This is a genomic window from Streptomyces yatensis (genome assembly GCF_018069625.1).
Classification (GTDB): domain Bacteria; phylum Actinomycetota; class Actinomycetes; order Streptomycetales; family Streptomycetaceae; genus Streptomyces; species Streptomyces yatensis.
Genome location: NZ_CP072941.1, coordinates 4,853,967 through 4,877,029, shown reverse-complemented (window position 1 = coordinate 4,877,029; position 23,063 = coordinate 4,853,967). Strand labels below are relative to the sequence as shown.

General features: G+C 67.0%; 17 protein-coding genes and 3 rRNA genes. 9 read left to right on the top strand and 11 right to left on the bottom strand.

The features are described from left to right. Positions 1-302 precede the first annotated feature (302 nt). The 3 genes from J8403_RS20250 (at position 303) to rrf (ending at position 5,450) form a co-directional block, all read left to right on the top strand. A 16S ribosomal RNA gene (locus J8403_RS20250) occupies positions 303-1,829 on the top strand. Between the two features lie 282 nt (positions 1,830-2,111). Continuing rightward, positions 2,112-5,230, top strand: a 23S ribosomal RNA gene (locus tag J8403_RS20245). Positions 5,231-5,333: 103 nt separating this feature from the next. Further along, positions 5,334-5,450 (top strand): 5S ribosomal RNA (gene rrf, locus J8403_RS20240). The 16S, 23S and 5S rRNA genes sit together here, the layout of an rRNA operon. A gap of 175 nt (positions 5,451-5,625) precedes the next feature. Here rrf and J8403_RS20235 read toward each other — a convergent pair. The 7 genes from J8403_RS20235 to J8403_RS20205 form a co-directional block, all read right to left on the bottom strand. Then, the gene (locus J8403_RS20235) at positions 5,626-7,512 is read right to left on the bottom strand and encodes a type IV secretory system conjugative DNA transfer family protein (RefSeq protein ID WP_211124402.1); all 1,887 of its coding nucleotides are present in this window, start codon (positions 7,510-7,512) and stop codon (positions 5,626-5,628) included. Position 7,513: 1 nt separating this feature from the next. Then, positions 7,514-8,908, bottom strand: a complete 1,395-nt coding sequence (locus J8403_RS20230) for an ATP-binding protein (protein ID WP_388592665.1) — start codon at positions 8,906-8,908, stop codon at positions 7,514-7,516. A 49-nt stretch (positions 8,909-8,957) separates the two neighbouring features. Further along, on the bottom strand, positions 8,958-10,514 hold the full coding sequence (locus J8403_RS20225; protein ID WP_093470422.1) for an SCO6880 family protein: 1,557 nt from the start codon (positions 10,512-10,514) through the stop codon (positions 8,958-8,960). Positions 10,515-10,516: 2 nt separating this feature from the next. Continuing rightward, a complete protein-coding gene (locus J8403_RS20220; protein WP_211124400.1) occupies positions 10,517-11,854 on the bottom strand; it encodes a hypothetical protein in 1,338 nt (445 codons plus the stop codon). Then, on the bottom strand, positions 11,844-12,734 hold the full coding sequence (locus tag J8403_RS20215) for a DUF8175 domain-containg protein (RefSeq protein ID WP_211124399.1): 891 nt from the start codon (positions 12,732-12,734) through the stop codon (positions 11,844-11,846). Before J8403_RS20215 ends, J8403_RS20220 begins: the two co-directional genes overlap by 11 nt. 310 nt (positions 12,735-13,044) lie before the next feature. Then, positions 13,045-13,353: a hypothetical protein gene (locus tag J8403_RS20210; RefSeq protein ID WP_009716148.1), complete on the bottom strand. Its 309-nt coding sequence runs from the start codon at positions 13,351-13,353 to the stop codon at positions 13,045-13,047. A 312-nt stretch (positions 13,354-13,665) separates the two neighbouring features. After that, on the bottom strand, positions 13,666-13,914 hold the full coding sequence (locus J8403_RS20205; protein ID WP_211124398.1) for a DUF397 domain-containing protein: 249 nt from the start codon (positions 13,912-13,914) through the stop codon (positions 13,666-13,668). A 225-nt stretch (positions 13,915-14,139) separates the two neighbouring features. Between J8403_RS20205 and J8403_RS20200 the strand changes: the two genes are divergently transcribed. Beyond that, positions 14,140-15,147, top strand: a complete 1,008-nt coding sequence (locus J8403_RS20200) for a C40 family peptidase (protein ID WP_281427938.1) — start codon at positions 14,140-14,142, stop codon at positions 15,145-15,147. Positions 15,148-15,383: 236 nt separating this feature from the next. After that, complete coding sequence (locus J8403_RS20195; RefSeq protein WP_211124396.1) at positions 15,384-16,097, top strand: phosphatase PAP2 family protein; 714 nt, start codon at positions 15,384-15,386, stop codon at positions 16,095-16,097. Between the two features lie 208 nt (positions 16,098-16,305). On the opposite strand, the gene J8403_RS20190 is transcribed toward J8403_RS20195, so the two are convergent. Both J8403_RS20190 and J8403_RS20185 read right to left on the bottom strand, forming a co-directional pair. Further along, entirely contained in the window at positions 16,306-17,922 is a 1,617-nt protein-coding gene (locus J8403_RS20190) for an FAD-binding oxidoreductase (RefSeq protein ID WP_211124395.1), read from the bottom strand. A gap of 144 nt (positions 17,923-18,066) precedes the next feature. Continuing rightward, positions 18,067-18,270, bottom strand: a complete 204-nt coding sequence (locus J8403_RS20185; RefSeq protein ID WP_211124394.1) for a hypothetical protein — start codon at positions 18,268-18,270, stop codon at positions 18,067-18,069. Between the two features lie 96 nt (positions 18,271-18,366). Here J8403_RS20185 and J8403_RS20180 point away from each other — a divergent pair, with 96 nt between their 5' ends. Beyond that, positions 18,367-19,281: a hypothetical protein gene (locus tag J8403_RS20180; protein WP_211124393.1), complete on the top strand. Its 915-nt coding sequence runs from the start codon at positions 18,367-18,369 to the stop codon at positions 19,279-19,281. 199 nt (positions 19,282-19,480) lie between these two features. Continuing rightward, positions 19,481-19,738, top strand: a complete 258-nt coding sequence (locus J8403_RS20175) for a hypothetical protein (protein ID WP_211128726.1) — start codon at positions 19,481-19,483, stop codon at positions 19,736-19,738. Between the two features lie 121 nt (positions 19,739-19,859). Here the strand turns inward: J8403_RS20175 and J8403_RS20170 are convergent, their stop codons facing one another. Further along, entirely contained in the window at positions 19,860-20,264 is a 405-nt protein-coding gene (locus J8403_RS20170; RefSeq protein ID WP_059145907.1) for a metal-sensitive transcriptional regulator, read from the bottom strand. 191 nt (positions 20,265-20,455) lie between these two features. Here J8403_RS20170 and J8403_RS20165 point away from each other — a divergent pair, with 191 nt between their 5' ends. Beyond that, positions 20,456-21,076: a DUF47 domain-containing protein gene (locus J8403_RS20165; protein WP_161560501.1), complete on the top strand. Its 621-nt coding sequence runs from the start codon at positions 20,456-20,458 to the stop codon at positions 21,074-21,076. Between the two features lie 8 nt (positions 21,077-21,084). Then, the gene (locus J8403_RS20160; protein WP_211124392.1) at positions 21,085-22,083 is read left to right on the top strand and encodes an inorganic phosphate transporter; all 999 of its coding nucleotides are present in this window, start codon (positions 21,085-21,087) and stop codon (positions 22,081-22,083) included. 188 nt (positions 22,084-22,271) lie between these two features. Here the strand turns inward: J8403_RS20160 and pstB are convergent, their stop codons facing one another. Continuing rightward, positions 22,272-23,048 (bottom strand): phosphate ABC transporter ATP-binding protein PstB, encoded by a 777-nt coding sequence (gene pstB / locus J8403_RS20155; RefSeq protein ID WP_093463590.1) that lies wholly within the window; start codon positions 23,046-23,048, stop codon positions 22,272-22,274. Positions 23,049-23,063: the final 15 nt, after the last annotated feature.

Genomic DNA, 23,063 nt, shown 5'->3' with positions numbered 1-23,063 from the left:
CGCTCCAGCAGGGGGCCGGAAACGGAATTCGGACCGGAAACGGAACGGAAAACGGATCTGGTAAGGTTGGAAACACCGAAGGGAAGCGCCCGGAGAAACCGGTGAAACGGTTTCGAAGGAAGCGTCCGTTCCTTGAGAACTCAACAGCGTGCCAAAAGTCAACGCCAGATATGTTGATAACCCCGTCCATCTCGGACGAGGTTCCTTTGGAAAATACACAGCGAGGACGCTGTGAGCGGACTGGATTATTCCTCCGGTCTGCTCCGCTCTCGTGACTGTGTGACCGGGATATCCCGGAAGCATTCACGGAGAGTTTGATCCTGGCTCAGGACGAACGCTGGCGGCGTGCTTAACACATGCAAGTCGAACGATGAACCGGTTTCGGCCGGGGATTAGTGGCGAACGGGTGAGTAACACGTGGGCAATCTGCCCTGCACTCTGGGACAAGCCCTGGAAACGGGGTCTAATACCGGATATGACACGCTCCCGCATGGGATGCGTGTGGAAAGCTCCGGCGGTGCAGGATGAGCCCGCGGCCTATCAGCTTGTTGGTGGGGTGATGGCCTACCAAGGCGACGACGGGTAGCCGGCCTGAGAGGGCGACCGGCCACACTGGGACTGAGACACGGCCCAGACTCCTACGGGAGGCAGCAGTGGGGAATATTGCACAATGGGCGAAAGCCTGATGCAGCGACGCCGCGTGAGGGATGACGGCCTTCGGGTTGTAAACCTCTTTCAGCAGGGAAGAAGCGAGAGTGACGGTACCTGCAGAAGAAGCGCCGGCTAACTACGTGCCAGCAGCCGCGGTAATACGTAGGGCGCAAGCGTTGTCCGGAATTATTGGGCGTAAAGAGCTCGTAGGCGGCTTGTCGCGTCGGATGTGAAAGCCCGGGGCTTAACTCCGGGTCTGCATTCGATACGGGCAGGCTAGAGTTCGGTAGGGGAGATCGGAATTCCTGGTGTAGCGGTGAAATGCGCAGATATCAGGAGGAACACCGGTGGCGAAGGCGGATCTCTGGGCCGATACTGACGCTGAGGAGCGAAAGCGTGGGGAGCGAACAGGATTAGATACCCTGGTAGTCCACGCCGTAAACGTTGGGAACTAGGTGTGGGCGACATTCCACGTCGTCCGCGCCGCAGCTAACGCATTAAGTTCCCCGCCTGGGGAGTACGGCCGCAAGGCTAAAACTCAAAGGAATTGACGGGGGCCCGCACAAGCGGCGGAGCATGTGGCTTAATTCGACGCAACGCGAAGAACCTTACCAAGGCTTGACATACACCGGAAACATCCAGAGATGGGTGCCCCCTTGTGGTCGGTGTACAGGTGGTGCATGGCTGTCGTCAGCTCGTGTCGTGAGATGTTGGGTTAAGTCCCGCAACGAGCGCAACCCTTGTTCTGTGTTGCCAGCATGCCTTTCGGGGTGATGGGGACTCACAGGAGACTGCCGGGGTCAACTCGGAGGAAGGTGGGGACGACGTCAAGTCATCATGCCCCTTATGTCTTGGGCTGCACACGTGCTACAATGGCCGGTACAATGAGCTGCGAAGCCGTGAGGTGGAGCGAATCTCAAAAAGCCGGTCTCAGTTCGGATTGGGGTCTGCAACTCGACCCCATGAAGTCGGAGTCGCTAGTAATCGCAGATCAGCATTGCTGCGGTGAATACGTTCCCGGGCCTTGTACACACCGCCCGTCACGTCACGAAAGTCGGTAACACCCGAAGCCGGTGGCCCAACCCTTGTGGGGGGAGCCGTCGAAGGTGGGACTGGCGATTGGGACGAAGTCGTAACAAGGTAGCCGTACCGGAAGGTGCGGCTGGATCACCTCCTTTCTAAGGAGCGCATAGCCGACTGCGAGCGCATGTCTCGCACGGTTTGCTCATGGGTGGAACGTTGACTATTCGGCATCGTCTGGATGCTCTTCTCTGTCAGTACTGCTTCGGCGTGGAACACAGAGCGAGTAGAGAGATGATGCCGGGCACGCTGTTGGGTGTCTGAGGGCACGGGCTATGACGCTCGTCCCTTCGACCGGTCCCGGTGAACCACATCAATGGGTGTGGGTGACGGGGTACGGGTCGTTGTTTGAGAACTGCACAGTGGACGCGAGCATCTGTGGCCAAGTTTTTAAGGGCGCACGGTGGATGCCTTGGCACCAGGAACCGATGAAGGACGTGGGAGGCCGCGATAGGCCCCGGGGAGCTGTCAACCGAGCTTTGATCCGGGGGTGTCCGAATGGGGAAACCCGGCAGTCGTCATGGGCTGTCACCCATACCTGAACACATAGGGTATGTGGAGGGAACGCGGGGAAGTGAAACATCTCAGTACCCGCAGGAAGAGAAAACAACCGTGATTCCGGGAGTAGTGGCGAGCGAAACTGGATGAGGCTAAACCGTATGTGTGTGATACCCGGCAGGGGTTGCGCATACGGGGTTGTGGGAGTGCTCTTGATCGGTCTGCCGGCCGGTCGGTGAGTCAGAAATTGTTGATGTAGGCGAAGGGCATGCGAAAGGCCCGGCGTAGAGGGTAAGACCCCCGTAGCCGAAATGTCAGCAACTTGCTTGAGTATTTCCCAAGTAGCACGGGGCCCGAGAAATCCCGTGTGAATCTGGCGGGACCACCCGCTAAGCCTAAATATTCCCTGGTGACCGATAGCGGATAGTACCGTGAGGGAATGGTGAAAAGTACCGCGGGAGCGGAGTGAAATAGTACCTGAAACCGTGTGCCTACAAGCCGTGGGAGCGTCGGACATCAGCTTGCTGGTGTCTCGTGACTGCGTGCCTTTTGAAGAATGAGCCTGCGAGTTTGCGGTGTGTTGCGAGGTTAACCCGTGTGGGGAAGCCGTAGCGAAAGCGAGTCCGAATAGGGCGTTTTAGTAGCGCGCTCAAGACCCGAAGCGGAGTGATCTAGCCATGGGCAGGTTGAAGCGGAGGTAAGACTTCGTGGAGGACCGAACCCACCAGGGTTGAAAACCTGGGGGATGACCTGTGGTTAGGGGTGAAAGGCCAATCAAACTCCGTGATAGCTGGTTCTCCCCGAAATGCATTTAGGTGCAGCGTCGTGTGTTTCTTGCCGGAGGTAGAGCACTGGATAGGCGATGGGCCCTACCGGGTTACTGACCTTAGCCAAACTCCGAATGCCGGTAAGTGAGAGCGCGGCAGTGAGACTGTGGGGGATAAGCTCCATGGTCGAGAGGGAAACAGCCCAGAGCATCGACTAAGGCCCCTAAGCGTACGCTAAGTGGGAAAGGATGTGGAGTCGCAGAGACAACCAGGAGGTTGGCTTAGAAGCAGCCATCCTTGAAAGAGTGCGTAATAGCTCACTGGTCAAGTGATTCCGCGCCGACAATGTAGCGGGGCTCAAGCGTACCGCCGAAGTCGTGTCATTGCAGCATGAGGTCCAACGACCGCTGTGATGGGTAGGGGAGCGTCGTGTGCCGGGTGAAGCAGCCGTGTAAGCGAGTTGTGGATGGTTCACGAGTGAGAATGCAGGCATGAGTAGCGATACACACGTGGGAAACGTGTGCGCCGATTGACTAAGGGTTCCTGGGTCAAGCTGATCTGCCCAGGGTAAGTCGGGACCTAAGGCGAGGCCGACAGGCGTAGTCGATGGACAACCGGTTGATATTCCGGTACCCGCTTTGAAGCGCCAACGTCGAACCAGGCGATGCTAAGTCCGTGAAGCCGCCCCGGAGCCTTCGGGCAAAGGGGAGTGGTGGAGCCGACGGACCAGACCTGTAGTAGGTGAGTGATGGGGTGACGCAGGAAGGTAGTCCAGCCCGGGCGGTGGTTGTCCCGGGGTAAGGGTGTAGCTCGAGGGGTAGGTAAATCCGTCCCTCATGTGGGTGAGACCTGATGCCGAGCCGATTGTGGTGAAGTGGATGATCCTATGCTGTCGAGAAAAGCCTCTAGCGAGTTTCATGGCGGCCCGTACCCTAAACCGACTCAGGTGGTCAGGTAGAGAATACCGAGGCGTTCGGGTGAACTATGGTTAAGGAACTCGGCAAAATGCCCCCGTAACTTCGGGAGAAGGGGGGCCATTGCTGGTGATCACCCTTGCGGTGTGAGCCGGTGGTGGCCGCAGAGACCAGCGAGAAGCGACTGTTTACTAAAAACACAGGTCCGTGCGAAGCCGTAAGGCGATGTATACGGACTGACGCCTGCCCGGTGCTGGAACGTTAAGGGGACCGGTTAGTCACATTTCGGTGTGGCGAAGCTGAGAACTTAAGCGCCAGTAAACGGCGGTGGTAACTATAACCATCCTAAGGTAGCGAAATTCCTTGTCGGGTAAGTTCCGACCTGCACGAATGGCGTAACGACTTCTCGACTGTCTCAACCATAGGCCCGGTGAAATTGCACTACGAGTAAAGATGCTCGTTTCGCGCAGCAGGACGGAAAGACCCCGGGACCTTTACTATAGCTTGATATTGGTGTTCGGTTCGGCTTGTGTAGGATAGGTGGGAGACTGTGAACCCTGGACGCCAGTTCAGGGGGAGTCATTGTTGAAATACCACTCTGGTCGTGCTGGATGTCTAACCTGGGTCCGTGATCCGGATCAGGGACAGTGTCTGGTGGGTAGTTTAACTGGGGCGGTTGCCTCCTAAAGAGTAACGGAGGCGCCCAAAGGTTCCCTCAGCCTGGTTGGCAATCAGGTGTTGAGTGTAAGTGCACAAGGGAGCTTGACTGTGAGACCGACGGGTCGAGCAGGGACGAAAGTCGGGACTAGTGATCCGGCGGTGGCTTGTGGAAGCGCCGTCGCTCAACGGATAAAAGGTACCCCGGGGATAACAGGCTGATCTTCCCCAAGAGTCCATATCGACGGGATGGTTTGGCACCTCGATGTCGGCTCGTCGCATCCTGGGGCTGGAGTCGGTCCCAAGGGTTGGGCTGTTCGCCCATTAAAGCGGTACGCGAGCTGGGTTTAGAACGTCGTGAGACAGTTCGGTCCCTATCCGCTGTGCGCGTAGGAGTCTTGAGAAGGGCTGTCCCTAGTACGAGAGGACCGGGACGGACGAACCTCTGGTGTGCCAGTTGTTCTGCCAAGGGCATGGCTGGTTGGCTACGTTCGGGAGGGATAACCGCTGAAAGCATCTAAGCGGGAAGCCTGCTTCGAGATGAGGACTCCCACCCACTTGATGGGTTAAGGCTCCCAGTAGACGACTGGGTTGATAGGCCAGATATGGAAGCCGGGTAACCGGTGGAGTTGACTGGTACTAATAGGCCGAGGGCTTGTCCTCAGGTGCTCGCGTCCACTGTGTTGGTTCTGAAGCAATGAACCGTATTGAACCCCCCCCTTTTGTTGTTTCTTTGGGGTGTGGTTCCGGTTCAACTTCATAGTGTTTCGGTGGTCATAGCGTTAGGGGAACGCCCGGTTACATTTCGAACCCGGAAGCTAAGCCTTTCAGCGCCGATGGTACTGCAGGGGGGACCCTGTGGGAGAGTAGGACGCCGCCGAACAATTTTTAGCCTCGGTCCCGAGCACACATAGTGCTCGGGACCGAGGCTTTTTTGCGTTCGCCTCAATATTCTCCGCGATATCCGTCCCCGGCTGCCTGTGGAAGAGACGCCCTGTCCGGGGATGGCTCTGACGGAGGATCTCTACCTGACGTCCCTGCCCAGCCGGCCTGAATGCCTACTGGCCAACCAGGGAGCGGTGGGGCCAGCGGGCTCGTGCCTGTTCCTGGGAGCGCATCAGGGCCAGTGTGGGCAGGCCCTGGGCCGCGCCCTGGGTGAGGAGATCGGGGAGCGCCGGGAGCGGGGCTACGGCGGCGACGTCGTCCAGGACGAGGGTCAGTGGTGGGTCGAGCCGACCGGAGGATGACCGTTCGGCCATGCGCCGGCCGTGCTCGACCACGTCTGAGGCGAGTGCGGTCAACAGGGGCATCGCACCCGGATGGGTTCGGGGGTCCTCGATGGACTCACCCATCAGATACAGCGTTCCCCCTTCGGCGACGAATGACTCCAGCGCGAGCGTGTCGGCACGTCCCGGATTGCAGGCATCCCGGATGTGGATCGAGGACAGCGCCCCGAGGGCGCGGGCGGTCAGCTCCTGGGCCATATCGCGGCGTTCGCGGTGTGCGGTGAGCGTGGCCTCCAGCTCGCCGGCCGCGCCGCCCGCCGCCTTGGGATGCGTACGGAGGATCTTCACGGGCTCATGGGCCGAGCTGCCCTGCGCCCAGCGGTGCACATGGCGGAACGGCCGGCCGTCCACCGCGGCGGCGTGCAGCCAGCAGCGGAGCATCGTCTCGGCGGCTTCCGCCATGGGCCGGTCCATGGCGTGCATGGGCCGTACGGGGGCGAGGAGGGCGGCGGCGCGGGCGGCCGCGATATCGCGGGAGCCGCAGCCCGACGCCGGGTTCCAACGCAGCCGGGCGGGGGTGTCGAGGAGATGGGACGGGTCGAAGACGTGGGTGGGGCCGAGCTTGGCGCGGGCGTCCTTGGTCGTGGACCAGAGCTCGGGATCGCTGGTGACGACGAGGACGGGGCCGACGGCCTCCAGGACTGTGTGGGCCGCGGACTCGCCGCGCTGGGCGCCGAAGAGGACGCGGGACTGGGCCAATTCGCCGTCGGGAAGGCCTGCCGCCGTCAGTGGGTCGGTGCGGGGGGTGGGGAGCGGCTGTACGGACGCCGGGTCGGGGTCGAACGGGCCGTACAGGCCCTCGTGGGCGGGCGGTGTGGTCGCGCCCTCCGTGGAGGCGTCCTGCGTGCGGGCTCTCTGCTCGGCGATATGGGGAGGCGGCTGATGACCCGTCCCGGTGGCCGCTTCGGCGGCCATGGCCTTGGCCTCATGCGGGTGACCGGCGACGGGTGCGACGAGGCCATTGCCGGGGACCGCCTCGGCCGGGGCCGGGGGCCCGACCGGGTGGCCTGGAGTGGCGCTCTCGGGCCAGGAGACGGGGGAGTCCTCAGCAGACTCAGCAGAAGGCCTGGCCGGGCCGGAGGCGGCTCCTGGGGCCGCCGGGCCGCTTCCCGGGCTTGGTGCGGGAGGAGACGGCGCCTCGGTGCCAGGGGTCGGCTCCGGCCTCGTACCGCTGCCGGTCCCGGAGCCCTCCTCGGCGGCCGTCGCGTCCGTAAGGCCGAGTCGTTTCGCCTCCGCCGCCTCCGCGCGGGCGGTTGCGCGGTCGATGCGGCGCTGGGTGCGGACCGTCCGGTAGCGGGCCAGCGTGCCGATCACGAAGATCGTCAGCACGATCAGCACCATCAGCTCACTGATGAAGACGCCCCAGAACAGCCCGTACCCCGACAGCTGGTCCTTCGGGGTGCTGGGCCATGCCGCCGCCAGGTCCTGGGGCTCCTGCACCAGATGGCGCAGCGCCATCGGTGTCCGCATGAAGGTCAGGTTGTCCGGCCAGGCGCCGCGGGCGAAGAGCCCGGCCAGACCGGTCGCCGACCACATCAGGCCGAGCGTGCCCAGCAGGAGGCCGATGGCGCCGATCAGCAGGCCGTCCGGAATGCCGCCTTGCGCGGACGGAGGTCTTCCGTGCTCCGCGGGCCCGCCGTGGTTCTGTCCCGCTGCCATCTCATGCCACCGTGGATCCGTACGACGGCCCGCCGTAGGTCTCCGCCTCGACCGCCGCGGCGGCTCGCTCCTCGGCCTCCGCCTCTGCTGCCATCTGGACGGCCAGTCCGTCCTCCGTCATCGCCCGGTCGGTGTAGACCAGGGGCCGCTCGGCCTCGGTGATCAGGTGTTTGACGACCTGTACGTTGCCGTTGACGTCCCATACGGCGATACCGGGAGAGAGCGTCGGGATGATCTCGACGGCCCAGCGGGGCAGGCCCAGGACGCGGCCGGTGGCCCGTGCCTCGTCCGCCTTCTGGGCGTAGATCGTCCGTGTGGAGGCCATCTTGAGGATGGCCGCGGCTTCCCGGGCCGCCGCGCCGTCGACCACGTCGGAGAGATGGTGGACGACGGCGACGAAGGACAGGCCGAGCCGTCGCCCGAACTTCAGCAGCCGCTGGAAGAGCTGGGCGACGAAGGGTGAGTTGATGATGTGCCACGCCTCTTCGACCAGGAAGATGCGCTTCTTACGGTCGGGACGGATCCAGGTGTGCTCCAGCCAGACGCCCACGATGGCCATCAGGATCGGCATCGCGATCGAGTTGCGATCGATATGGGACAGGTCGAAGACGATCAGGGGTGAGTCCAGATCGATTCCGGCCGTGGTGGGGCCGTCGAACATGCCGCGCAGATCGCCGTCGACCAGTCGGTCAAGCACCAGGGCGACATCGAGGCCCCAGGCCCGTACGTCGTCTATATCGACGTTCATCGCCGCCGCGGAGTCCGCCTCGGGGTGGCGCAGCTGCTCCACGATGTCGGTCAGCACCGGCTGGCGGTCGACGATGGTCTCGTTGACGTAGGCGTGCGCGACCTTCAGGGCGAACCCGGAGCGCTCGTCCAGCCCGTGCCCCATCGCGACCTCGATGATCGTGCGGAGCAGGGCGAGCTGACCGGTCGTGGTGATCGCCGGGTCCAGGGGGTTCAGGCGGATGCCGCCGTCCAGGGCCGCCATGGGGTCGAGCCGGATGGGCGTTATTCCCAGCTCCTGGGCGATGAGGTTCCATTCGCCGACCCCGTCCTCGCCCTGGGCGTCCAGCACCACCACCTGGCGGTCGCGGAACCGCAGCTGACGCAGGACATAGGTCTTCTCCAGGGCCGACTTTCCGTTTCCGGACTCGCCGAGCACCAGCCAGTGGGGGGCCGGCAGCTGCTGGCCGTAGAGCTGGAAGGGGTCGTAGATATAGCCCTTGCCGGAGTAGACCTCGCGGCCGATGATCACACCGGAGTCGCCGAGGCCGGGGGCCGCGGTGGGCAGATAGACGGCCTGCGCCTGGCCGGTGGAGGTGCGCACGGGCAGCCGTGTCGTCTCCACCTTTCCGAACAGAAAGCTGGTGAACGCATCGGTGACGGCGCTCATCGGATCGGCCACTGCGGAGCCCCTATCGTCCCTGTCGTCCCAGTCGTCTCTATCGGCGGATGCCGGTCGCGAACGGCAACGTGTTCACAAAGGCCCGGTGGTGCTCGCGGTCGCACCACTCCAGCTTGAGATAGCTCTTCCCCGCCGAGGCCCGGATGGTCCGCTTGTCGCGCGCGAGGGCCTCCGGGGACCGGGAGGACACGGTGATGTAGCCGACGAGGTTGACGCCCGCGGCGCCGCTGGCGAGATCCTCGCCGCGCTGGTCGAGCCGGCCGTGGGCGGCGATGTCGCGCGGGTCGACCGTGCGGTTCATCTTCGCGGCGCGGCTGGCCTCGGCCTCGTCGTTGGTCTTCTCGGTGAGCATCCGCTCGATGGCGACCTCGGTGGGCTCGAGGTCCATACAGACGGCGACCGTACGGATGACATCGGGGGTGTGGACGAGCAGCGGGGCCAGGAAGTTGACCCCGACCGGCGTCATCGGCCATTCCTTCACCCAGGCCGTGGAGTGGCACCAGGGCTCGCGGGTGCTCGACTCGCGCGTCTTGGCCTGGAGGTAGGTGGGCTCCATGGCGTCCAGCTCGGCGGGCCAGGCGTTCCGCTTGGTCATCGCCTGGATGTGGTCGATGGGGTGGTCCGGGTCGTACATGGAGTGGATGAGCGACGCCAGCCGCCCCTGCCCCAGGGGCTGCCGCACCCGGATGTCGGCCTCGGCGAGGCGGGCGCAGATGTCGGTGAGCTCACGGGCCATCACCACGGCGAGGCCCGCGTCCTTGTCGAGCCGGCGGCCGCCACCGCTGTGGCGGGTGGCGCGCGCGATGGCCTGGGCCTCGGCGGCGAGGTCGCGGGTGTAGTGCATACAGGCGACGAGATAGGCGCGGTGCTGCTCGGAGGAGGTGGAGACCATGGACTGCAGCTGGTCGTAGGAGTCCTTGAGCCAGTGGGGGGCCTGGTGGTCGCCGCGCCGCTCGACGTCCTTGGCGTGCGCGTCGGGGTCGGCGGGAAGGGTGCGGGCCAGGATCTGCAGACGGGTCACGAAGCCGTCGCCGTTGGCCACATGCTTGAGCAGGGTGCCGAACCGGTCCACGAGGGCTTCCTGGTCCTCGCTGTCGCGCAGCCCGACGCCCGGGCCCTCGATCTCGATGGCGGCGGTGACGGTGCGGCGGTCGGCGTGCAGGAGCACGGCGATCTCGTCGGGGCCGAAGGGGGCGGCCAGCCAGTTGATCCGGCCGATGCCGGGGGGCGGGCCGACCTCGATCTCCCGGCCGTCGAGGCGGGTGCCGGCCTCCGCGGCGCCGGAGCGGTAGGCGGTGGTGCCCTTACGGACGCTGCGCTTGTAGGAGCGGTTGATCTCGAACCAGCGGTAGAACGTCCGCCCGTTGTACGGGACGTACACCGCGGCCAGGGCGAGGGTGGGGAAGCCGACCAGGGCGACGATGCGGAACATCAGCACCTGCACCAGCAGGCCGCACATCATGCCGATGAAGGCTCCCCCGACGATCAGCGCGATCTCGCCGGTCTCGCGGTTCTTGCCGACGATCGCGTTCGGGCGGGGGCGCCCGATCAGATATGTGCGACGGGGCGCGATGGGGTGCGACTGGGCGTCGATCGTCACCGCCGGTCACCTCCCGAGTTGTTGCCGGAGCTGCGGTTTGCGGCGGAGCCGCCGCGGGAGCCTCCGGTGTGGCCGGTGCGGCTGGCGGGCGCGCCGCCCCCGCCGCCCGAGGCTCCGCCTCCGCCGCTGGGGCGGGTGCTGTGGGCCGCCACGCCGCCGGAGACGGGGTTGGCGGGCCTGGCCTGCCCCGGGGCGCCGCCGCCCCCACCGGCCTCGCCACCGCCGCGGGCGCTGTGGGCGTTGATGCCCTGCTTCACCAGGGCGGCGGGGGACGTGATGACGGCGGCGGCCTGGCGGGACGCGGGGTCGGTGCTGGCGCTGCGGGCCTTGACGATCTCATCGCCGAAGCCGGGCACGAAGCGGTAGATCATCGCGCTGGCGAAGATGGCGAGGATGATGATGGACAGGCCGGAGACGACGGCCGAGAAGGCGTCGGGCTTGTCACCGGAGGTGGAGAGCGCGCCGGCGAGGGCCAGCACGATCATGATCACCGGCTTGACGAGGATCACGGCGATCATGATCCCCGCCCAGCGGCGCACATGCCCCCACATGTTCTTGTCGACGAGGCCCGAGTAGACGGCGGTGCCGAGCAGCGCGCCCACGTAGAGGAGGGCGGCGCGGATGACGAGCTCGAGGCAGAGGACGCCGGCGGCGAGGATCGTCACGAGCGAGACGACGATGAGCATGATCGGGCCGCCACCGATGTCCTCGTCCCGCTTGAGCGCCTGGGCGAAGGAGCCGAAGAAGGCGTCGTTGTCCGCACCGGTGCCGGAGGCGATGGCTTCGGTGACGGCGTCGGTCGCGGTGACGACCGTATAGAGGATGAGGGGGGTGAAGGCGGAGGCCAGGACCGTCAGCCAGAGGAAGCCTATGGCTTCGGAGAGCGCCTCACCGAGGGGGACGCCGCGGATGGCGCGCTTGGCGACGGCGAGGAGCCAGAGGATGAGGGTGAGGACGGTGGAGGCGGCGAAGACGACGGCGTACTGGCGGAGGAAGGCCTCGTTGGTGAAGTCGACGGTGGCCGTCTCCTTGACCAGCTTGGAGAGCTTGCCGACGAGCCAGGAGGCGGCGTCGGCGCAGCCGCGGGCCAGGGAGGCGGCGGGGTCCAGGGGGTTGGCGGGGTCGGGGGGGCCGCTGGAGCCGCCACCGCCCTTTTCGCAGTTCTCCCGGACCTGACCGAGGAGGAGCTCGCAGTCGTCCTGTTTGCTGCCCGACGGAGTGGGGGTCGGCGAGGGGGCCGCCACGGCGCGGCCGGCCAGGAGGATGGCGGCCGTCTGCACGGAGGCGAGGGCTCCGGCGAGGGTGAGAGCGCGTCGGCGGGGGCTAGCGGGCATAGGTGAACCCTCCGTACTGCTCGACTGCCTTGGCGATCTCATCGGCGGTGGACGCGGTGCGGTCGCTGTTGACCGGTGCCGGACCGGCCTTCTGCGAGTAGCTCTCGGCCTTCCAGTCGTTGTTCACCCACCGCAGCTTGAGTGTCAGGGTGAACCAGTCGTTGGTGACCGGGTTCTTCGATCCCTCTCCGGCCGTGCCGAACACGCCGGTGCACCAGACCGCGACGGTCGCGCTGGTGTCCGAGATGGTGCCGACCTTCGTGCCCACAGGGGCGGTGCGCGAGACGTAGGTCATGCCGTCGGGCGCCTTGCCGTTCGCATCCAGGCCGATTCTCTCCAGGGATGCCTTGGAGTACGCCTTGTCGAGCCTGGTCCGGAGCCGGTCGGCGGCAGCGCTGGTGAAGATCTGGGGGACGATCTCATGGCGTCGGTCGCTGTTGTACATATCGGCGGACCCCAGAGCCACCGCGTAGTTCGCCGCCGCGCTCTGGGCGCCCTGTTCCGACTTGGCGAAGCCCGAGGCGATGCCCGTGGTGTCGTTCTTGCCGTCGACCGGGCGCTCGCCCGTGGGGGCGGTGGGGCGGGCTTCGGTGCCGGTGCCGCCGGGGTCGTCGCCGCTGGAGTCGCCGTGCTTGCCGCCGCCGCGGTTGACGAAGGCGATGGCCGCGAGGAGGAGGACGACGACGCTGACCACGGTGATCAGGTTGCGGCTGGGCTTGCCGGCGCGGCCGGGGGCTCGGCGGGGCGGGCCGTAGGGGTCGCCGTCGCCCTCGGGCAGGCGGGTGCGCGTCAGGTGATCTCCAGGGGCCGCGCCGCGGCCGCGGCGCGCCTCATGGCCCTCGTAGTCACCGCCGTATCCGTCGTCGCCGCCGAGACTCATCCTGCGTACGCCCCTTCACCCGTGCCGAGCCTGCTGATCCCGCCGAGCCTGCCGGTCGTGCCGGCCGCGTCATCCATGGTCCCTCTTCCGTCACCCGCATACGACGGTAACGGTGAGGACTGACGCTCGGGCGCGCTGGTGTGAGTGGACATCAAGCTGACACGTCCTCAGCGTGGTGAGCGGGAGCGGGCATCAGGGAGCAGCCTCGGGTACGGGGTGGGGGGCCGGTAGGGGGAATCGGGAGCGGGGCTTGCGGCCAGGGGTGTGCGCCCCGCGCGGGGGAGCGGCTCGGGGGCGGGCGGGGGCGCGGCTAGATGGCCATGCCGTACACGATCGTGAAGAGGGTGCCCAGTGATCCGATGATGAACACACCGGTCAGGCCGGCGACGATCAGACCCTTGCCCTGTTCCGCGCTGAAGGTGTCCCGCAGGGCCGTCGCGCCGATCCGCTGCTTGGCGGCGCCCCAGATGGCGATGCCGAAGCACAGCAGCAGTGCGACCGCCATCACGACCTCGATCATGACGCGGGCCTCGCTGCCCAGACTGCCGAACGGGCCCCAGTCTGGGGCGATTCCACCGATGATGGTGTTGATGTCGCCCTTTTCGGCCGCTAGGAACATGATGAACTCACCGCCCCTTGTGGGTTGTTGTGTCCCCCCGCCGGCATGGCGTGGGTCAGCCTCTATCTTCGCTGATGAATCCGCTTCCGCATGTCGACTTGGCGGCATTTCTTGGCGGATCTCGTGCGTGTTGTGGGACACGGCCGTCTGGCGGACGTGTGAGGCGTGTCAACGGAGTGTCGTATGGTCACTCTGTGTATCACGCGGGTGGGCATCCGGCAACGATCGGTGAGGATCGGCGGTGGGGGCGGGCGGTAGGGGCCGTCGGTGAGGGCCGTCGGTGGAGGTCCTCGGTGAACGGCCGTCAGCCGTTCACTTCCCCGTGGGCTCGTCGGCCTCCGCGAGGTCGGCGAAGTCGTCGAACTCGCCCGCCTTGACGCCCTTGATGAACGCCTCCCACTTGGTCCGGGTCGTGACGACCACGGTCTCCGGGTCGTTGCTCTCGCGCATCAGGATCTGGTCGTCGGGGCCCACGGCCACCTCGAGGTAGGCGTGGCCCTCCTCGCTGTCGTCGGGTGCGGCCCGCTGCCAGTCGAGCTCTTGCCAGTCGCGCCGTGTCATCTGCGGTCCCCAGGGTCGTGGTGCTCGGACGGCTGGACTCTACGCGGTGCGCGGCCCCGCGAGAGGCGGCCCCGGAAGAGCGGTGAGGCGCGCGGGGCGGGTGGGCGGCGCACAAGGGGGCGCGCGTCGGAGGCCCACCGTATGGTTTCGGCTGGGGAGCGGCTGATTTTCGCCGTGCGGACGCAAACGCGTTCGCATCGCGGGTGGATGGGGGAGGATGGCCGGGTGCGTAAGGTCTGGCTGGGTGTCAGTGTCGGTATCGGAGTCTCCTTTTCCTTCGTCGCGCTGCTCGTCGTCGGCACCTATATGGTCGCGGCGGATCTCATCGGCGGCGCGGGCGGTAAGGCCGTCGGGCTGGCGAAGGGCTCCGTTCCCTCCTCGTACGAGCCGCTGATCCAGCAGTACGGGAACTCCTGCCCCGCCATCAATCCCGCGCTCCTCGCCGCGCAGCTCTACCAGGAGAGCGGCTGGAACGCGAAGGCGCAGAGCCCGGCCAACGCCAAGGGGATAGCGCAGTTCATTCCGGCCACCTGGGCCTCGCACGGGGTCGACGGCAATAAGGACGGCGTCAGGGACATCTGGGACCCCCAGGACGCGATCCCGTCGGCGGCCGCCTATGACTGCTCGCTCGCCAAGTACGTCAAGGACGTGCCGGGCAATCAGACGCACAACATGCTGGCCTCGTACAACGCGGGCGCCTATGCCGTGATCAAGTACGGCGGGGTGCCGCCTTACCGCGAGACCCAGAACTACGTGAAGACCATCACCACCCTCGCCAAGAGCTTCGAGGCGCCGGTCCAGAAGGTCCAGCCCTCCCAGCAGTCGGCCGGGGCGATCTACTTCGCGCAGAAGCAGCTCGGCAAGCCCTATCTGTGGGGCGGGAACGGCACGCCGGAGCAGGGCGGGCGGTTCGACTGCTCGGGGCTGACGAAGGCGGCATACAAGACGGTCGGGATCGACCTGCCGCGTGTCGCCAACGACCAGTGGAACGCCGGACCCCACCCCAAACGGGACGAGCTGCTCCCCGGGGACCTGGTCTTCTTCGCCTATGACCTCGACGACCCGAGATCGATCCACCACGTGGGGATGTATGTGGGCGGCGGTTACATGATCAACGCGCCCTATACCGGTGCGGTGATCCGTTTTGACAAGATCGACTCGCCGGACTACATCGGTGCTACACGGGTGACTCAAGATGGCGCGAAAGCGCTGCCGCGGGCGAACTCCGCGTAAGGATTCCCCCTGAGCTGCGACGATCGGTCACCCTTCGATAACGTCCCGGTGATCGTTGGGTGGAGTACGGAACCCCCGGCGAGAAGAGGGAGTTCCCTGGAGGTGGATCGGAGCGTGGATCAGCGTGGATCGACGGCGGACTCTCCGGCGCCGGCCGCGATGCCACGGATCGCAAGGCATTACGGGGGGTCGGCAGCTGCACGTAGTGACAGGCAAGAGATAAGGGGCTACGGCACATGGCTGGACTCGCACTGGACGGGTCGAACCCCGATGTCAGCCTTCTCTACGACATCAACGGGCTGGCGAAGGACGCCCCCCACTGGTTCGACCGCGTCATGGAGTTCGTCGGCGAGTACGGGATCATCATCGGGCTCGCCCTGGTGACCCTGGCCGCCTGGTGGAGCGTGCGGAAGCGGCCGCAGGAGGCGCCGTCCGCCGTCGCCGGGCTGATGTGGGCCCCGCTGGCCGCCGGGCTGGCGCTCTTCGCCAACATCCCGATCCGCGGCTTCGTCGAGCGGCCGAGGCCCTTCAAGGACCACCAGGGGCTCGACGTCCTGGTGGCGGGCAAGACCGACTTCTCGTTCGTCAGCGATCACGCGACGCTGACCATGGCGGTCGCCGTCGGCGTCTTCATGGCCCACCGCGCCTACGGGGTGGCCGCGATAGGGCTCGCGCTGCTGGAAGGGTTCTGCCGCGTCTATATGGGGGTCCACTACCCGACCGATGTGATCGGCGGGTTCGCCCTGGGGACGGCGGTCACGCTGCTGCTGGCGCCGCTCGCGATGATGCTGCTGACACCGCTGACCACGGCGATCGCGAGTTCGCGTGTCGGCCGGCTGATACGGGCCGAGCCCGCCGCGGCCGACCAGGGCGCGGACGAGGCGTGTGCGGAACTCTCCGAGTCCCGAGCAGCGGGCGGCGACCACGGGAACAAGGACCTGGCGGCTTAGCGGCCGCCTGACGGACAGGCCCGACGGCCGCCTGACGGACAGGCCCGACGGCCGCCTGACGGACAGGCCCTACGGCCGCCTGATGGCCAGGCCCGACGGCCTGGATGCACGGCCTCCTTACGGATACACGGCCTCCTTACGGACGCGACGAAGGCCCGGCGGCTGCCGGGCCTTCTGTCATCTCCGGTCCCCCTCGCCCGCGAACGCCCTACAGCGCCTGCGGAAAGTCGAAGAGCCGGTCCGGGTCGTAACGCTTCTTCAGCCGCGTCAGCTTGTCGGCGGCCGAGCCGTAGTAGGCCGAGCGCCAGTCCTTCAGCGACGCGTCCGTGTAGTTCTGGTACGCCGCCCCGGAGGCGTACCGCCGCATCGCCGTATGGGCCCCGTCCAGCCAGGCGTTGCCCGCGGTGCCCGAGCCGCTCGCCGCCCAGGACGCGGTGTACTGCGCCAGGAACCGCGAGCGGCGGTGGACGAAGGACGTGGTCGTGGGCGAGACCCGGTTGACCGCCCCGCCGAGCGCGGTCAGCGCGATGCTCACCGCGCCCCCGCCGCCGGTGCGCCGCCCGTAGCGCTCCAGCTGGTCGAGCATCGCCCGTACGCCCGCCTGGCTCAGCGAGCGGTCGTAGAAGTCCGAGCGCGCCGCGTAGGTCTCGCGGTTCAGCACCCCGGAGGCGCTGTGGCCGGGCTTGTCGCCCGGCAGATGGCAGTTGGTCGTCGAGGTGTCGCCGCAGCCCGCGTACATCCGCATGGCGTCGACATAGCCGCGGCGGCGCAGGCTGACCTGTGTGGCCGGGCCGGGGCCGCCCGGTCCGTCGGCGAGCCGGTCCACCGCGTTCTGCAGCGCGCCGTAGGTACCGAGCGAGAAGCAGCTGATGGAGACGGTGGGGGTGCTCCCGGGGGCGGCCGACAGATGCAGCGCCGACCAGATCTCGTCGGGCTGGTCCGGGCCCCACTTCTGCCAGGCGCTCAGCACCTTCGCCGCCTTAGACCATGGCCATGACATATAACACGTCACGCCGTCGGCCGCCTCATGCGTACGGAACCGCAGTTCGGTGACGACACCGAAGTTGCCGTTGCCCGCGCCGCGCAGCGCCCAGAACAGATCGGCCTCGCGGTTCTTGGAGACCTCGAGGGCCTTACCGTCCGCGGTGACGATCGTCGCACCCGTAAGGCTGTCGGCGGTCAGCCCGTAGGCCCGGGAGACCACACCGTGGCCGCCGCCGAGGGTCAGCCCCGATATGCCGACGCTCGGGCAGGAGCCGCCGGGGACGGTGACCCCGCGGGTGCCGAGCGAGGTGTAGACGTCGATGAGCTTGGCGCCGCCGCCGATTCGCGCCTCGCCGGAGGTCGTACGGATCGACGAGAGAGCGGAGACGTCGATGACGAGCCGGCCGTCGCCGCTGGACCAGCCGGCGTAGGAGTGACCGCCGTTGCGGATGGCGACGGGGGCGCCATGGCGGCGGGCGAAGTCCAGACAGGCGGAGATGTCCGAGGTGTTCTCTATATAGGCGACGGCGGCGGGCCGCAGATGGTCGAAGCGGGTGTTGTAGAGCCGGCTGGCGGAGGTGTAGTCGGAGTCGCCGGGGCGCACCAGGTCGCCCTGCAGGTCCTTGCCGAGCGCGCTCCAGTCGGCGGACTTCGGCTTGCCGTCGACGGCGCCGCGCCGACCGCTCGCGGAGGCCGAATGGGCGTCCGGCGCCGAGGAGGGGGCGGAGTCGGCGGAGGTTCCGTCACCGCCGGCCTTTCCCGCGTCGTCGTCGCAGGCGGTGGCCCATGTGGCGGTGGCCGTCAGCCCCGTGCCCGCTGCCAGCAGTGTCCGCCGGTTCATGGCGGTGTCCCCTCCCTGTCGACGCTGTTCTCAACCGTCGACCGGGCCACCGCGAAGCCGGCCCGGTCCCTGGGTCAGAGGGAGGGACCGGGAGATGTGGTTCCGCTCGTTGCCGAAGTGTTGTCGGGGGACGGACAAGTCCCACTAATCGGGCGAGTCCGATGAATCGCTTGTGTCGGACGGGGAGTGACGGGCCGTCGCATGAGCCGCCGCGTCGTCGCGGGCGACGCCTCTGGTGCGACGGGCCGGGCCGTACCAGCCGCAGGTGCAGCGGGCGATGGAGAAGGAGCCCTTCTCCACGGTGGTGGTGCGGTCCTGGCCGGGGCCTATGTCGCCTGAGTCGAGCACATGACCACGCTACCGGGCCGTGACGAGCCACCTGTGCTGATCGTTAAACGAACAAGTATCAAGCGTGGACGAGCGTGGCCAGGGGGTCGGCGGTCGATGGAGTTCCAGCAGCGCGGGCTCGGCGTACGGAGACGGGTGAGAGCGGTCGCCGGTGTCGTGTCGGGCGGCCTGCTGGCCATGTCGCTGGCGACCGTCAGCGGCTGTTCCACCGAGACGGCGGCCGACGAACGCCCCGGCGGCACGGCGCGGGAGAGCGCGGTCACGGTGCTGCACCGGGCCGCGGACGTGCTGGTCAGATCGGGCAGCTCACGGATCCGCACCACCATGGAGACGGCGACGGGCGGCACCCGCGTGTCCATCCGCGGCAGCGGTGCGTACGACTTCGAGAAGCGGCGGGGTCGGCTGCGGCTGCTGCTGCCCAGGGACGCGATGGGGGCCGCCGAGCATGCGCCGATCACCGAACTCCTCGCCTCCGGAGCGCTTTTCATGCGCAATCGCGGAGCGGGCATTCCCCGCGATAAGTGGGTTCGGGTGGACACGACGGACATTCCCGACGGCAATCTCGTCACCGGCGGGGCCACGGATCCGCTGACCGCCGCCGAACTGCTGCGCGGGGTACGGAAGGCCAGCCTGGTCGGCGAGGAGGGGCTCGACGGGGATCTGGTGCGCCACTACCGAGGCATCACCGACATCGGCCGGGCGGCCCGGCTCGCGTCGGAGGGTGCGCGGGGGTCGCTGGTGGCCGCGGCGAGGGGGTTCGACGAGAGCACGGTGACCTTCGACGCGTATCTCGACGGGCTCGGCCGGCTGCGCGAGGTGCGGCACCGGTTCACGGTGACCAGCCGGACCGACGGCCAGGAGGCGACGGCGGGCCCGGAGGCCGCCCGGCGGCGCGGTGCGGTGGGGGTCGCCTCGACGACGGAGCTGTACGACTTCGGGGCCCCGGCCGTGGTCGAGCTCCCCAAGCCCACGGATATCTACGCAGGAAAGGTCGGATCACCTCAGAAGTAGTCGGAGGGGCCCGCTTTGCCCTTCGAAATGGCCCATCCGTGCCATGCGCGGAGTGTGTACCGATCCCTACGCTGGGAAGCCGCTGCTCGAAAGTGCTCGCAGGTGCTCGCTGGAGGAGGTGAAACACGTGGTTGCGCGTCGCGGCTCGTCGGGCCCGGACCCCGTGGCCCTCGTCGAAATCGATCTCTATGGTGACTTGATGATCGCTGCGTCGAGCGCGGACGAGGACAGGCTCAGTACGGACCGTATCGACGAGGTGCTCCGGGTGCAGGCCGACCGATCAGATTCGGCCGAGGGGGCCAAGGGGGCCAAGGGTGCTCATGGCGCCAAGGGTGCCAATGGCGTGAAGCGGGCCGAGGGCGCCGAGGGCGCCAATACCGCTGACCGCGCCGAGGACGCAAGGGGTGCCGACGAATCGACGGGATCCCCGCAGGCCGGGAGCCCGGACACCCCATAGCCGAGTCGCCGTCTCGCCGGCGGGTGCCCCGCGGTCCCGTCCGGCGAGCGGCCCTGTCCGCACACGGCTGCGGTCATGTCAACGCCCGGGACGGGCCCGGGCGGGCCGTGCCGGTAGGAGCTCAGGTCCGCAGCAGCCGGGCGATGGCCGCCGTGGCCTCGGCCACCTTGGCGTCGACCTCGCTCGTGCCCTCCGTCTCGCCCTGGGCGGCGCTCTCCACGGCCGCGCTGGCGACGCAGTGGCGCAGATGCTCCTCGAGCAACTGGAGGGCGAAGGACTGGAGCGCCTTGGTGCCGGCCGAGACCTGGGTGAGTATGTCGATGCAGTAGACGTCTTCCTCGACCATCCGCTGCAGTCCCCTGATCTGGCCCTCGATCCGGCGCAACCGCTTGAGGTGCTGATCCTTTTGTTTGGCGTATCCATGGCCACCGTGGGGTACGGACTCCTGGGCGGAAGTATGCCCGGACGTCTGGCCCCGCTCGTCGCCGTCGGTGGGCGCGGTGGTGTCGGCTGCCGTGGTCGTCATGGCGTCCTCCCGTTGATTACGCAATGTCCGCATATACCCCCAGTGGGTATATGGTACCGGCTTTTCCGGTCGAACCGGGCCCCCGTGCTGAGCACTCTGCCCGATGGGCGACACTGGGATCGCCGGTTACCGTGGCCGGAAGATGCGCCTAGCATCGACGAGTCCCCATCCGCTGCATCCGAGGATCCCCAGTGCGCTTTCGTCTGACCCCCAGGGAGACGAGCTTTTACGACATGTTCGCCGCGTCCGCGGACAACATCGTGACCGGCTCCAAGCTCCTGATGGAACTGCTCGGGGCGGACTCCTCCGCTCGTGCCGAGATCTCGGAGCGGATGAGGGCCGCGGAGCACGCGGGGGACGACGCCACACACGCGATCTTCCACCAGCTGAACTCCTCCTTCATCACGCCGTTCGACCGTGAGGACATCTACCGCCTGGCCTCGTCCCTCGACGACATCATGGACTTCATGGAGGAGGCCGTCGACCTGGTCGTCCTCTACCAGGTCGACGAGCTGCCCAAGGGGGTCGAGCAGCAGATCGAGGTGCTGGCGCGGGCGGCCGAGCTGACCGCCGAGGCGATGCCGAATCTGCGCACCATGACCAACCTCACCGAGTACTGGATCGAGGTCAATCGCTTGGAGAACCAGGCCGACCAGATCCACCGCAGGCTCCTGGCCCACCTCTTCAACGGTAAGTACGACGCGATAGAGGTGCTCAAGCTCAAGCAGATCGTCGATGTGCTGGAGGAAGCGGCCGACGCCTTCGAGCACGTGGCCAACACGGTCGAGACCATCGCCGTCAAGGAGTCCTGAGCCCCGGCATGGACACCTTCGCGCTTGTCGTGACCATCGCGGTCGCGCTCTTCTTCACCTATACCAACGGCTTCCACGACTCGGCCAACGCCATCGCGACCTCGGTCTCCACCCGGGCGCTGACCCCCAGGGCGGCGCTCGCGATGGCCGCCGTGATGAACCTCGCGGGTGCCTTCCTCGGCAGCGGCGTCGCCAAGACCGTCAGCGAGGGCCTGATCGCCACCCCCACCGGCGACCAAGGCATGATGATCTTGTTCGCAGGGCTGGTCGGCGCGATCACCTGGAACATGGTGACCTGGTATTACGGTCTGCCCTCCTCGTCCTCGCACGCGCTGTTCGGCGGGCTGGTCGGCGCGGCGCTGGCGGGGGCGAGCACGGTCCACTGGGACGGGGTACTGGAGAAGATCGTCATCCCGATGGTCCTGTCTCCCATCGTCGGCCTGGTGCTGGGCTACTTCGTGATGGTGGTCATCCTCTGGCTGTTCCGTGACGCCAACCCGCACAAGGCCAAGCGCGGCTTCCGGATAGCGCAGACCGTCTCGGCGGCGGGCATGGCGCTCGGCCACGGCCTCCAGGACGCCCAGAAGACCATGGGTGTCGTGGTGATGGCCCTGGTCATCGGGGGTGTCGAGGACGAAGGCGACGCGATTCCGGTGTGGGTGAAGATCGCCTGCGCCGCGATGCTGTCGCTCGGCACCTACGCGGGCGGCTGGCGCATCATGCGCACGCTGGGACGGCGGATCATCGAGCTGGACCCGCCGCAGGGGTTCGCGGCGGAGACCACGGCGGCCGGGGTCATGTACACGGCGTCGTTCATGTTCCAGGCGCCCATCTCGACCACCCATGTCATCACCTCGGCGATCATGGGTGTGGGGGCGACCAAGCGGGTCAGCGCGGTCCGCTGGGGGGTCGCGAAGAACATCATCCTCGGCTGGTTCATCACCATGCCGGCCGCGGCCGCAGTCGCCGCGCTCAGCTACTGGATCGTCAACCTGGCCTTCGGCTGACCGCCGTACGTATCAGGGCTGCCCCCCCCACGCGCTCCGGCCGACCGCCGTACGCAGATGCCAGAAGCAGAGACACAAAAGCGGGCCCGCCCCCGGGAGCCAGGGGCGGGCCCTTCGTCTTGCGGTGGCACCGCCATGCAGCACCGCAGGACGTTCTGTCCTCGCCGGGAGTGCGGCGAGGAGCCTGATCAGCCGAAGCGGCCCGAGATGTAGTCCTCGGTCGCCTGCACCGACGGGTTGGAGAAGATCCGCTCGGTCTCGTCGATCTCGATGAGCTTGCCGGGCTGGCCGACGCCGGCCAGGTTGAAGAAGGCCGTACGGTCCGAGACGCGCGCCGCCTGCTGCATGTTGTGCGTCACGATGACGATCGTGAAGCGCTCCTTGAGCTCACCGATCAGGTCCTCGATGGCGAGCGTCGATATCGGGTCCAGCGCCGAGCAGGGCTCGTCCATCAGCAGCACATCGGGCTCGACCGCGATGGCGCGGGCGATGCACAGCCGCTGCTGCTGACCACCGGAGAGGCCGGCGCCCGGCTTGTTCAGCCGGTCCTTGACCTCGTTCCACAGGTTGGCGCCCTTGAGGGACTTCTCGACGACGGCCTCGAGCTCGCTCTTGCGGTACGAGCCGTTGAGCTTCAGCCCGGCGGCGACGTTCTCGAAGATGGACATCGTCGGGAACGGGTTGGGGCGCTGGAAGACCATGCCGACCGTACGGCGCACGGAGACCGGGTCCACGCCCGAGCCGTAGAGGTTCTCGTCGTCGAGCATCACCTTGCCCTCGACCCGGCCGCCGGGGGTGACCTCGTGCATCCGGTTGAGGGTGCGCAGGAAGGTCGACTTGCCGCAGCCCGAGGGGCCGATGAAGGCGGTCACCGAGCGGGGCTCGACCGTCATCGAGATGTCCTCGATGGCTTTGTGGGTGCCGTAGTAGGCCGTCAGGCCGCTGACGTCGATGCGCTTGGCCATGTGAATCACTTCTCT